At 68.7% G+C, this 12,795-nt stretch carries 10 protein-coding genes; 8 read left to right on the plus strand and 2 right to left on the minus strand.

The features are described 5' to 3' along the window. Nucleotides 1-11: 11 nt before the first annotated feature. Together CHR28_RS32980 and CHR28_RS32985 are read right to left on the minus strand one after the other, a co-directional pair. Nucleotides 12-848, minus strand: coding sequence for a hypothetical protein (locus CHR28_RS32980; RefSeq protein WP_094057402.1), 837 nt, complete (start codon nucleotides 846-848; stop codon nucleotides 12-14). A gap of 54 nt (nucleotides 849-902) precedes the next feature. After that, on the minus strand, nucleotides 903-1,193 hold the full coding sequence (locus CHR28_RS32985) for a hypothetical protein (protein WP_094057403.1): 291 nt from the start codon (nucleotides 1,191-1,193) through the stop codon (nucleotides 903-905). A 288-nt stretch (nucleotides 1,194-1,481) separates the two neighbouring features. Here CHR28_RS32985 and CHR28_RS32990 point away from each other — a divergent pair, with 288 nt between their 5' ends. The 8 genes from CHR28_RS32990 (at nucleotide 1,482) to CHR28_RS33025 (ending at nucleotide 12,769) form a co-directional block, all read left to right on the plus strand. Continuing rightward, a complete protein-coding gene (locus tag CHR28_RS32990; protein WP_094057404.1) occupies nucleotides 1,482-3,647 on the plus strand; it encodes an ABC transporter family substrate-binding protein in 2,166 nt (721 codons plus the stop codon). A gap of 280 nt (nucleotides 3,648-3,927) precedes the next feature. Continuing rightward, a complete protein-coding gene (typA, locus tag CHR28_RS32995) occupies nucleotides 3,928-5,835 on the plus strand; it encodes a translational GTPase TypA (protein ID WP_094057405.1) in 1,908 nt (635 codons plus the stop codon). A 637-nt stretch (nucleotides 5,836-6,472) separates the two neighbouring features. Further along, entirely contained in the window at nucleotides 6,473-8,086 is a 1,614-nt protein-coding gene (locus CHR28_RS33000; RefSeq protein WP_094057406.1) for a peptide ABC transporter substrate-binding protein, read from the plus strand. 132 nt (nucleotides 8,087-8,218) lie between these two features. Beyond that, nucleotides 8,219-9,148, plus strand: coding sequence for an ABC transporter permease (locus tag CHR28_RS33005; protein ID WP_094057407.1), 930 nt, complete (start codon nucleotides 8,219-8,221; stop codon nucleotides 9,146-9,148). Next, entirely contained in the window at nucleotides 9,141-10,100 is a 960-nt protein-coding gene (locus tag CHR28_RS33010) for an ABC transporter permease (protein ID WP_094057408.1), read from the plus strand. The genes CHR28_RS33005 and CHR28_RS33010 overlap by 8 nt, the downstream gene beginning before the upstream one ends. A gap of 11 nt (nucleotides 10,101-10,111) precedes the next feature. After that, nucleotides 10,112-11,170, plus strand: coding sequence for an ABC transporter ATP-binding protein (locus tag CHR28_RS33015; RefSeq protein WP_094057409.1), 1,059 nt, complete (start codon nucleotides 10,112-10,114; stop codon nucleotides 11,168-11,170). Beyond that, nucleotides 11,163-12,311, plus strand: coding sequence for an ABC transporter ATP-binding protein (locus CHR28_RS33020; RefSeq protein ID WP_094057410.1), 1,149 nt, complete (start codon nucleotides 11,163-11,165; stop codon nucleotides 12,309-12,311). The genes CHR28_RS33015 and CHR28_RS33020 overlap by 8 nt, the downstream gene beginning before the upstream one ends. Nucleotides 12,312-12,379: 68 nt before the next feature. Beyond that, nucleotides 12,380-12,769, plus strand: coding sequence for a VOC family protein (locus CHR28_RS33025; RefSeq protein WP_094057411.1), 390 nt, complete (start codon nucleotides 12,380-12,382; stop codon nucleotides 12,767-12,769). The last annotated feature ends 26 nt before the right edge of the window (nucleotides 12,770-12,795 follow it).

Raw genomic sequence — 12,795 nt, forward strand, 5'->3', positions numbered from 1 at the left:
CGCCTCACTCATCAGAAGAATCGCGGATCGTCGAAGGCACCGGACGCGACCAGGTAGACGTAGAAGTCGGCGAGCGCCACGCTCACCAGCGACGCCCAGGCGAGCTGCATGTGCCGGGCGTTGAGCTTCCCCGCCCACTGCCACATGCGGTAGCGCACGGGATGCCGGGAGAAGTGCCTGAGCTTGCCGCCGACGATGTGCCGGCAGGAGTGGCAGGAGATCGTGTACGCCCAGATCAGCACGATGTTGACCAGGAACACGAGGGTGCCGAGGCCCATGTGGCCCCAGGCGTAGTTCTCGTCGCGGAAGGCGAGCACGGTGTCGTAGGTGAGGATGCCGGCGACGAGGAGTGCCGCGTAGAAGAAGTACCGGTGGATGTTCTGCAGGATCAGCGGGAAGCGGGTCTCGCCGGTGTACTTCCTGTGCGGCTCGGCCACCGCGCAGGCCGGCGGGGACGCCCAGAAGCCCCGGTAGTAGGCCTTGCGGTAGTAGTAGCAGGTCAGCCGGAAGCCCAGCGGGAAGATCAGGATGATGATCGCGGGCGAGATGCCCCACCAGGGTCCGAAGATCTCCCAGTTGGGGCCGGCCTTCATCGGCTCGCAGTTCTCCGCCAGGCAGGGGGAGTAGAAGGGCGAGACGTACGGCGCCGCGTAGTAGTCGGCGTTCGCGAAGGCCCGCCAGGTCGAGTAGACGATGAAGGCCAGCAGGCCCGCGACCGTGCAGGCCGGGGCGAGCCACCAGCGGTCGGTGCGCAGGTGCGGGGCGGCGATCGCGGCGCGCGTACCCGCCCGTACGCCGCCGCTGCCGGGAAGGGGATCGGTGGCGGGAGGTTCCGTACCAGTGGCCACGTGACGACTCCGGTCGGGTTCAGGGGAGGTGCCGGTCGCTCGACGCCCTCCCGGTCAGGGAGCGCGCCGGTCCCGGGCGCCCAGCCCCTCGTCGTCCGAGTCGACCCACAGCGACGGGTCGTACGGCGCGTCCGAGATCGTGACGAGCTCGGGGCGCTTCGGCGCGGCCGGTGACGCGGCGGCCTCACGCAGCAGGGCGAGGCTCTCGCGCAGGTGGTTGGCGTCGGCCCGGACGCGGCGCATCTCCAGGCCGCCGGTGCCGAGCTGCTTCTCCAGACGCCCCAGCGACCGGAACAGGTCGTCGAGAGAGCGCTGGACCGAGGTCAGTTCGTCGTGAACGGACATGACTTGCCCTCACTTCCACGGGTCCTTCACGGCCCAAGGCGGCAACGTTCATGCGCCTGCGAGTGTTGCGCGTCACACCTTGTGCTGTGAAGGGATGTGCATCGATTGGCCGAGGCGTGTGGGTGCACCGAGCGGTGCGTTGGGCCGCATGGGTGGCTTCCCGTTCGTGACCGCCGTGTCGCCCTGTGTTGCCGAACCCTTTCCTCTTCAGTGGCCGCGTACATCAGATGAACTCCAAATACCGCCAAAAGTGATCATAACGCCCGCGGCTTCCCGGAGGTAGCACAGATGTCCCAGCACGGCGTCGGCCCGCGTGCGGTAACCCGCTCGGTCGCTTTCCTCACCGCGGGCGTGCTCGCGGTGCCCGCGCTCGCCGGATGCGGTTCCGACGACCCGGCCGGCAAGCCGCTCGCCGCCCCGGACATCCAGCCGGCCTCCCGGGACAAGATCGCCGACGGCGGCACCCTGCGCTGGGCCGTCGACTCCGTGCCGGACACGCTGAACACCTTCCAGTCCGACGCCGACGCCACCACCACCCGCGTCGCCCAGGCCGTCCTGCCCTCGATGTTCCGCATGGACGCCTCCGGCCGCCCCGAGCGCCACCCCGCCTACCTGGAGTCCGCGAAGGTCGTCGAGACCGAGCCCAAGCAGGTGGTGCTGTACAAGCTCGACCAGCAGGCCGTCTGGAGCGACGGCCGGGAGATCGGCGCGGCCGACTTCGCCGCCCAGTGGCGCGCCCTGTCCGGCAAGGACACCGCCTACTGGACCGCCCGCAACGCCGGCTACGACCGCATCCAGAAGATCGAGCGCGGCGACAGCGCCCTGGAGGTCCGGGTCACCTTCAGCCGCCCCTACGCCGACTGGCGCTCACTGTTCTCCCCGCTGTACCCGAAGGACGTCATGGGCACCCCGGACTCCTTCAACGACGGCGCCCGCAAGAAGCTGAAGGTCACCGCCGGTCCCTTCCTGGTGAAGAAGGTCGACACCGAGAACGACCGGATCACGCTGGCCCGCAACCCTCGCTGGTGGGGCGAGCCCGCCAAGCTCTCCACGATCGAGCTGCGCACCGTCCCGCGCGACAAGCGGGCCGCCGAGCTGGCCGCCGGCACCCTCGACCTGGCCGAGGTCGACCCGGCGGCGGCCCGCCGCATCACCCTGGCCGCCCGCCCGCAGAGCTCCAGCAGCCCCGTGATGGGCCCGGGCGCCGACCGGTCGGCGGCGGACGACCTGCACTCCTGGGCCGTGGCCAACGGCAGCGACGAGGACGCGGCCGACGAGGAGACCGTCGCCCGCAAGAAGCTGCGCAAGGCCGCCGCCACGTACGCCCGCCGGCAGCAGGCCCTGCGCGGCTTCGAGGTCCGCAAGTCCCTGGAGCCGGCCTTCACCCAGCTCGCCCTGAACGGCGCCGAGGGCCCCCTGGCCGACGAGCGCGTCCGCAGGGCCGTCGCCCGCGCCCTGGACCGCGAGGAACTCGCCGAGGCCGTCCTCAAGCCCCTGGGCCTGCCCGCCGTCCCGGTCGGCAGCCACCTGGCCCTGTCCGGCCAGGCCGCCTACGCCGACAACAGCGGCGCCCTCGGCGGCCAGGACACCGAGGAGGCCCAGGCCCTGCTCGCGGACGCCGGCTGGGTGCGCGGCGGCCCCGTCAAGGAGCAGAAGAAGGACGAGGAGAAGACGGAGAAGGCCGCGGGCGGCGAGGGCGAGCAGGCGGCTGGCTCCTCCGGCGCGGACGAGGACGACAAGGCCCTCGGGCAGGACCCGGCCGGCCGGCTCGCCCAGGACGGCAAGCAGTACAAGCACCCGCACCCGGGCGGCGCCCCCGGTGCGTACGCCCCGCAGGGCACCGCCGCCCCGGCGAACCAGGAGGCCGCCCCGTTCGCCAAGAACGGCAAGGCGCTCACACTCCGCTTCGTGCTCCCCTCCGGGCCGGGCTCCCAGACGCTGCGCACGGTCGCCGACCGGATCACGCGCATGCTGCAGCGCGTCGGCATCGGCACGGAGATCTCCAAGGTCTCCGACGAGTCCTACTTCAAGGACCACATCGCCTCAGGCCAGTACGACCTGGCCCTGTACTCCTGGCCCGCCACGGCCTACCCCGCCACCGACGCCCGCCCCGTCTACGCCAAGCCGGTCCCGGCCGCCGACGGCTCCCTGAGCGTCGAGCAGAACTACACCCGCGTCGGCACCGACCAGGTCGACCAGCTCTTCGACGAGGCCGTGGCCACGCTCGACGAGGGCAAGTCCCGCTCCCTCATCCGCAAGGCCGACTCCCGTATCTGGGCGGCGGCCGGCTCCATCCCCCTCTTTCAGCGCCCGCAGCTCCTCGCGGCCCGCAAGAACCTGGCCAACACCGGCGCCTTCGGCCTGGCCACCCCGGTCTACGAGGACATGGGCTTCCTGAAGAAGGGCGCCAAGCCGGCCGCGGGCTCCTCGGCGAAGGGCTCCACCGCTCCGTAGCTCCGGGGACGCTCGAACGCCTTGCCGTTCCGCGCCCGGCGCCGGTGACGGGGCCGGGGCCGAGCGGGTCCGGCTGGCCGGTGTCTGCGACCCGAGCGGCCGGCCCGAGAGGTGGCCCGGCGCTCCTGAGAACGGCCTGACCTGCGCAGACATGGCCCGGCTAACCCCTGCCGCCGTAGCCCCGTACCATGGGGTGAGGCCGTGGCATGTTGAGCCCGGCAGGGCCCGCGCACCACCGACGTACGCGCAGGGCATTCACTACTCCGGGAGTACGCCTTTTATGGCCACGCGCCACGACATCCGCAACGTCGCCATCGTCGCCCACGTCGACCACGGCAAGACCACCATCGTCGACGGCATGCTGAAGCAGGCCGGCGCCTTCGCCGCGCACCAGCTCGACTCGGTCGACGACCGCATGATGGACTCGAACGACCTGGAGCGTGAGAAGGGCATCACGATCCTCGCCAAGAACACGGCGGTGAAGTACCACCCCAAGGACGGCGGGGACCCGATCACCATCAACATCATCGACACCCCCGGCCACGCCGACTTCGGCGGCGAGGTCGAGCGCGGTCTGTCGATGGTCGACGGCGTCGTCCTGCTCGTGGACGCCTCCGAGGGCCCGCTCCCGCAGACCCGCTTCGTGCTGCGCAAGGCGCTCCAGCAGCGGCTGCCCGTCATCCTCTGCATCAACAAGACGGACCGCCCCGACTCCCGCATCGACGAGGTCGTCAACGAGACGTACGACCTCTTCCTCGACCTGGACGCCGACGAGGACCAGATCGAGTTCCCGATCGTCTACGCCTGCGGCCGTGACGGCGTCGCCTCCCTGACCAAGCCGGCCGACGGCACCGTCCCGGGCGACTCCACCAGCCTGGAGCCGTTCTTCTCGACGATCCTGGAGCACATCCCCGCCCCGACCTACGACGAGTCGGCCCCGCTCCAGGCGCACGTGACGAACCTGGACGCCGACAACTTCCTCGGCCGCATCGCGCTGCTGCGCGTCCAGCAGGGCGAGCTGAAGAAGGGCCAGACGGTCGCGTGGATGAAGCGCGACGGGTCCGTCCAGAACGTGCGCATCTCCGAGCTGATGATGACCGAGGCGCTCACGCGCAAGCCCGCCGAGAAGGCCGGCCCCGGTGACATCTGCGCCGTCGCCGGTATCCCGGACATCATGATCGGCGAGACCCTGGCCGACCCGGAGAACCCGGTCGCCCTGCCGCTGATCACCGTCGACGAGCCGGCGATCTCCATGGTCATCGGCACCAACACCTCCCCGCTGGTCGGCCGTGGCGCCACCGGCAAGGGCGCCGACAACAAGGCGGCGGTCAAGGACCGCAAGGTCACCGCCCGCCAGGTCAAGGACCGCCTGGACCGCGAGCTGATCGGCAACGTCTCGCTCCGCGTCCTGGAGACCGAGCGCCCCGACGCCTGGGAGGTGCAGGGCCGCGGCGAGCTGGCGCTGGCCATCCTCGTCGAGACCATGCGCCGCGAGGGCTACGAGCTGACCGTCGGCAAGCCGCAGGTGGTCACCCGGGAGATCGACGGCAAGACGTACGAGCCCGTCGAGCGCATGACCGTCGACGTGCCCGAGGAGCACATGGGCGCCGTCACGCAGCTCATGGGCGTCCGCAAGGGCCGCATGGACAACATGTCCAACCACGGCTCCGGCTGGGTCCGCATGGAGTTCGTCGTGCCCTCCCGCGGCCTGATCGGCTTCCGGACCGAGTTCCTGACCCAGACCCGCGGCACGGGCATCGCCCACTCCATCCACGAGGGCTTCGAGCCCTGGTTCGGCACGCTCCAGACCCGTAACAACGGCTCCCTGGTCGCCGACCGCTCCGGCGCGGTCACCGCCTTCGCGATGACCAACCTCCAGGAGCGCGGCGTGCTCTTCGTGGAGCCGGGCACCGAGGTGTACGAGGGCATGATCGTCGGCGAGAACTCCCGCGCCGACGACATGGACGTCAACATCACCAAGGAGAAGAAGCTCACGAACATGCGGTCCTCGACGGCCGATGTGACCGAGTCGATCGTCCCGCCCCGCAAGCTGTCGCTGGAGCAGTCCCTGGAGTTCTGCCGCGACGACGAGTGCGTCGAGGTCACCCCGGAGGCCGTGCGCATCCGCAAGGTGAACCTGGACGCCCGCGAGCGCGCCCGCGCCGCCAGCCGCGCCAAGCACGGCTGACGCGCCCCGTACGCACAGCACCGGGCACCCCGCACGCGCGGGGTGCCCGGTGCTGTTTCCAGCCGCTGGTGCGGCCGCTCGCCGGCCGCCCGGTGAAGGGGGAGCAACGCCCAGGGGAGGGGTAGGGAAAACCCTCGATTTGCCCGGCGCCGCCGTCCGGAACGGCCCGCTCCCACTACCCTGCTGCGGAACGCCTCGCTCTGCCCTGCCTCCTGGCCGGGAACAGCCTTGCGGCGACCGCCTCTTGAGCGCGCCACGGCCACCGTCGGCACCCTGCACGGACGCCTCGGCGACCGCAAGCGGTTTTTCTCACTCTCGCGTCCGGAATACGGACGGTCTCCACCGATAGATGTGTAACAAGTCCGTTTCGCAGGGATCTTTCACCAAACCCTTTGTCCGGATTTTGGAAGATGTATACGCGAGCTGTGATCGAACCGAGACCTCGAGAGTGTGGTTCGGTCCTGGTGTTTGGCAGATAGTTAGGCGCGTAGAGCTCGGATGAAGGGTCACTCGCCGGCAGCGGCGCCGACTCACGAGCGCGGGGGCACCTGACGATTTCCGGCACCGGCGACGGGCGGTGGCGGTGGTCTGTCTGTGCTCCCTTTGCGGTGAACCAATGACTTCTTAGGAGGAACCCATGCGCGGTGCCAAGAGCGCCAAGTGGGTCGCGGGGGCGATAGTCGTCGCCCTGGCCGCCACCGCCTGCGGCGGCGACGGTGATGGTGAGAGCAAGAGCAAGGGTTCCGGACCTGCCGGTTACGTCTCGATCGACGTCGGTGAGCCGCAGAAGCCGCTGATCCCGGCCGACACGAACGAGAGCAACGGCTCGTACGTCATCCAGTCGCTCTTCACCCAGCTGCTGGACTTCGACGCCAAGGGTGAGATCGTCTACACGAACGCCGAGTCGGTCACCTCGGACGACTCCAAGACGTGGACGGTCAAGCTCAAGAAGGGCTGGAAGTTCCACAACGGCGAAGAAGTCACCTCCAAGTCGTACATCGACGCTTGGAACTGGTACGCCAACATCAAGAACAACCAGCAGAACTCCTTCTGGTTCCAGGACATCAAGGGTTACGACGATGTCCACCCGGAGAAGGGTGACCCGAAGGCCGAGACCATGTCCGGTCTGAAGGCCGTGGACGACCACACCTTCACCATCGAGCTGAAGTACACGATGCCGTACTTCAACTACAAGCTCGGCTACACCACCTGGGCCCCGCTGCCCAAGGTCTTCTACGACGACCCGAAGGCCTTCGGCCAGAAGCCGGTCGGCAACGGTCCCTACAAGTTCGAGAAGTGGGACCACAAGAAGCTCATCCAGGTCAAGGCCTGGGACGAGTACCAGGGCCCGAACAAGGCCAAGAACAAGGGCGTCCAGTTCAAGGCGTACACGACCCTCGAGGCCGCGTACAAGGACGTCGTCTCCGGCAACCTGGACATGATCCGCCAGGTCGGCCCGACGGACCTGCCCAAGTACAAGCAGGACCTGGGCGACGGTGCCATCGAGCAGCCGTACGCGGCCATCCAGACGCTGACCCCGGCGTTCTACTCCAAGACCTTCAAGGACATCGACCCGAAGGTCCTGCAGGGTCTGTCGATGGCGATCGACCGCGACACGATCACCAAGACGGTTCTGAACAACACCCGCACCCCGGCCAAGGGCTTCACGCCCCCCGGCGTCAAGGGTTACCAGAACCTGGACACCGACGTGTTCACGTACAACCCGACGAAGGCCAAGCAGCTCATCAAGGAGGGCGGTGGCGTTCCGGGCAACAAGTTCACCGTCCAGTACAACACCGACGGTGGGCACAAGGAGTGGGTGACCGCGGTCTGCGAGTCCATCCGCAAGGCCACCGGTGTCGACTGCGTCGGCGACCCCAAGCCGGACTTCGCCACGGACCTCGAGGCCCGTGACAACGACCAGGTGAAGGGCATGTACCGCGGTGGCTGGGTCGCCGACTACCCGGTCAACGCCAACTTCATGAAGGAGCTGTACCACACCACCGCCGAGGCGAACAACGGCCGCTTCTCCAACAAGGAGATCGACGGCCTGATGAACAAGGCGGACAACGCCAAGTCCCTTGAGGAGTCGGTGAAGGCCTTCCAGGAGGTCGAGAAGAAGCTGGTCGACCACATGCCGGCCATCCCGCTCTGGTACTACCGCATCAACGGCGGCCACGGTAAGAACGTCGACAACGTGAACGTCGACTTCCACGGTGACCTCGAAGTGTGGGCCGTCACCACCAAGTAAGAGGAGCCCGCAGGGCTCTTCCCACTCGGCCGTAGACCCGCCGCCGCTCCGGCGGCGGTGGGAGGTACGGGGGGCCGTCTCGCCGATCGGAGACGGCCCCCGTACCTGCGTTAACCCCTCACGGAGGCACCTATGGGGCGCTATGTCGCACGACGACTGCTCCAGATGATCCCGGTGTTCATCGGGTCAACCTTGATCATCTTTTGCATGATGTACGCCCTGCCCGGCGATCCCGTCCGGGCGATGATGGGGGATCAGGCGTACGACCCGACGGTGGTCGCTGGCATCAAGAAGGAACTCGGCCTCGACCAGCCGCTCCTGCAGCAGTACGTCAACTACATGACCAACCTGTTGCAGGGGGACTTCGGTACGCAGATCGCCAGTCAGCGGCCCATCGCCGACATCATCACCGACGCGTTCCCGGTGACCATCAGACTGACGATCTTCGCCTTCACCTTCGTCACGCTCGTGGGCATCGGCCTCGGCATCGTCGCCGGTCTGCGCCCCGACACGCTGCGCGACCGCGGACTGCTGACGCTGACGCTGGTCCTCGTGTCGATGCCGTCCTTCGTGCTGGGCTTCCTGCTGCAGTACCTGTTCGCGTTCAAGTGGTCCATCACCACCCCGACCGTGACCGACTCGACGGACTTCGCGCAGCTCGCGCTGCCCGCCACCGTGCTGGCGTCGCTGTCGCTCGCCTACGTCGCCCGGCTGACCCGTACGTCGATCGCGGAGAACCTGCGGTCCGACTACATGCGCACCGCCGTGGCCAAGGGCCTGCCGCGCCGCCGCGTGATCGGTGTCCACCTGATGCGCAACTCGCTCATCCCCGTGGTCACCTTCCTCGGCATCGAGGTCGGCAACCTGATGACCGGCGCCATCGTGACCGAGGGCATCTTCAACGTGCGGGGTATCGGCGTCGAGATCTACGAGGCGCTCAGCCGGCGCGAGGGCGCCACGGTCGTGGGCATCGCCTCGCTCATGGTGCTCATCTACCTCGCTGCCAGCCTGATCGTCGACCTGCTCTACGCGGTCCTGGACCCGAGGATCCGGTATGCCTGACAAGACCGTTGAGAAGGTCGAAGCCCTTCCCGGTGACACCGTGAGCACCGCGGGCGTCGTCGTGGCCGACGCCGGACCGGCTCCGGACAAGGCGCGCAGCCTGTGGTCCGACGCCTGGCACGACCTGCGGCGCAACCCGCTGTTCGTGATCTCGGCCGTGCTGATCCTGTTCCTGCTCGTGATGTCGCTCTGGCCGGGGTTGTTCACCAGCGCCTCGCCGCGCGACGCCGACCTGGCCAAGCACTACCTGGGCAAGCCGAACTGGGGCCACTTCTTCGCCCCGGACTGGCTCGGCTACGACGTCCAGGGCCGTTCCATCTACGCCCGTGTCGTCTACGGCGCCCGGGCCTCGATCACCGTCGGTGTGGGTGTCACGCTCGCCGTCACCGTCCTCGGCACGGTCATCGGCATGATCGCCGGCTACTTCGGCGGCTGGACCGACACCCTGCTGTCGCGGCTGACCGACATCTTCCTCGGCATCCCGTTCCTGCTCGGTGCCCTGGTGGTGCTCAACTCCTTCGACGACCGCACCGTCTGGGTCGTCATCATGGCCCTGGCCTTCCTGGGCTGGACCCAGATCGCCCGAGTCGCCCGCGGTGCCGTCATCACCATCAAGCAGGCGGACTACGTGGTGGCCGCCAAGGCGCTCGGTGCCTCGACGTCCCGGATCCTGTTCCGGCACATCCTGCCGAACGCGCTCGCGCCCATCATCGTCGTGGCGACGATCGCGCTCGGCGGCTACATCGCGGCCGAGGCGACCCTGTCCTTCCTGGGCGTGGGCCTCGGTGACACGGCGGTGTCCTGGGGCGGCGACGTGGCCCGAGGACGCGAGCAGCTCCGGATCGCCCCCCACACCCTGATCATCCCGTCGGTGATGGTCTCGATCACGGTGCTCTCGTTCCTGATGTTCGGCGATGCGGTACGCAACGCCCTCGACCCCAAGCTGCGCTGAGGGAGGCGTACGTGACCATCATCGATGAAGTGGCCGGCAGTCCCGCGGCCGACGGTTCCGAGGACACGGGCCGCCCGCTGCTCGAAGTCCGCGACCTGCACGTGGAGTTCCGCACCCGCGACGGTGTCGCCAAGGCCGTCAACGGCGTCAACTACTCCGTCGCCGCCGGTGAGACGCTGGCCGTGCTCGGCGAGTCCGGCTCCGGCAAGTCCGTCACCGCGCAGGCGATCATGGGCATCCTCGACATGCCGCCCGGGAGCATCCCCAAGGGGGAGATCCTCTTCCGCGGCCAGGACATGCTGAAGATGTCGGACGAGGAGCGCCGGAAGATCCGCGGCCGCAAGATCGCGATGATCTTCCAGGACGCGCTGTCCTCGCTGAACCCGGTGCTCTCCGTGGGCTACCAGCTCGGCGAGATGTTCCGCGTGCACCAGGGCATGTCCAAGAAGGAAGCCAAGGCCAAGGCGATCGAGCTGATGGACCGGGTGAAGATCCCGGCCGCCGCGGCCCGGATCAACGACTACCCGCACCAGTTCTCGGGCGGTATGCGCCAGCGCATCATGATCGCCATGGCGCTCGCCCTGGAGCCGGACCTGATCATCGCCGACGAGCCCACCACGGCTCTCGACGTGACGGTCCAGGCCCAGGTCATGGACCTGCTCGCGGAGTTGCAGCGCGAGTACAACATGGGCCTCATCCTGATCACCCACGACCTCGGCGTGGTCGCCGACGTCGCGGACAAGATCGCCGTGATGTACGCCGGGCGCATCGTCGAGCGCGCCCCGGTCCACGAGCTGTACAAGCGCCCCGCGCACCCGTACACGAAGGGGCTGCTGGACTCGATCCCGCGCCTGGACCAGAAGGGCCAGGACCTCTACGCGATCAAGGGCCTGCCGCCCAACCTGACGCGTATCCCGTCCGGTTGCGCCTTCAACCCGCGATGCCCCATGGCGCAGGACATCTGCCGTACGGACATCCCGCCGCTGCACCCCGTCACCGAGCGGGACGGCAGTGAGCTGGTCGGCCGCGGCAGCGCGTGCCACTTCTGGAAGGAGACGATCCATGGCTGACCTCGGCAAGACCGACGAGCCGCAGGACGCCACGCCGAACGTCTCCGAGGTCGAGGTCGTCGACGCGTCCTCCGAGACGGAGGCGGTCGCCGCCATCGAGGCGCCGGTCGAGCGGGGCGAGCCGATCCTGCAGGTGCGCAACCTGGTGAAGCACTTCCCGCTCACCCAGGGCATCCTGTTCAAGAAGCAGGTCGGAGCGGTCAAGGCCGTCGACGGTGTGTCCTTCGACCTCTACCAGGGCGAGACGCTCGGCATCGTCGGCGAGTCCGGCTGTGGCAAGTCCACGGTCGCCAAGCTGCTGATGATGCTGGAGAAGGCGACCGCGGGCGAGGTCTTCTACAAGGGCCAGGACATCACCAAGCTGTCCGGGCGTGCGCTGAAGGCGGTCCGCCGCAACATCCAGATGGTGTTCCAGGACCCGTACACCTCGCTCAACCCCCGTATGACGGTGGGCGACATCATCGGGGAGCCGTTCGACATCCACCCCGAGGTGGCCCCGAAGGGCGACCGGCGCCGCAGGGTGCAGGAGCTCCTCGACGTGGTCGGCCTGAACCCGGAGTACATCAACCGCTATCCGCACCAGTTCTCCGGCGGTCAGCGCCAGCGCATCGGCATCGCCCGCGGCCTGGCCCTGAACCCCGAGATCATCATCTGCGACGAGCCGGTCTCGGCCCTGGACGTGTCCGTCCAGGCACAGGTCATCAACCTGATGGAGCGCCTGCAGGACGAGTTCAACCTCTCCTACATCTTCATCGCGCACGACCTGTCGATCGTCCGGCACATCTCGGACCGGGTCGGTGTCATGTACCTCGGCAAGATGGCCGAGATCGGCACCGACGAGCAGATCTACGACCACCCGACGCACCCCTACACCCAGGCGCTGCTGTCGGCGGTCCCGGTGCCCGACCCCGAGGCCCGCGCGCACCGCGAGCGGATCATCCTCACCGGCGACGTGCCGTCCCCGGCCAACCCGCCCTCGGGCTGCCGCTTCCGCACGCGCTGCTGGAAGGCCCAGGACAAGTGCGCCGAGGAGGTCCCCCTCCTGGCCGTCCCGGAGCGCTTCCAGAGCTCGGACACCCCGGCGGCCCACGAGTCGGCCTGCCACTTCGCGGAGGAGAAGGACGTGGTCCACGCGGCCTGATCCACCCCGCTCCGGTTCCCGGCATCCCACCAGGGGTGCCGGGAACCGGCGTATCGGAGGCTCCCGCCATGCTGCACCACGTCGAACTGTGGGTCCCCGACCTGCCTCGGGCCGCCCGCGAGTGGGGCTGGCTCCTCGGCCGCCTGGGCTGGTCGCCGTACCAGGACTGGGAGCACGGCCGCAGCTGGCGTCTCGGCCCGACGTACCTCGTCGTCGAGCGGTCGCCGGCGCTGAGCGCCGCCGGGCACGACCGCATGCGGCCCGGGCTCAACCATCTGGCGTTCCACGCGGGCCCTCCGGCGAGGGTCGACGCCCTGGCCGCCGAGGCACCCGGCCACGGCTGGACGCCCCTCTTCGCCGACCGCTACCCGTACGCGGGCGGTCCCGGGCACCACGCGGCGTATCTCGTGAACACGGACGGCTTCGAGGCGGAACTCGTGGCGTCCGGGGGTGCATAGCCCCGCAAACCCCCGCAACTGCGTTA

The sequence above is a fragment of the Streptomyces sp. XY006 genome, assembly GCF_002237655.1.
Lineage (GTDB): Bacteria > Actinomycetota > Actinomycetes > Streptomycetales > Streptomycetaceae > Streptomyces > Streptomyces levis.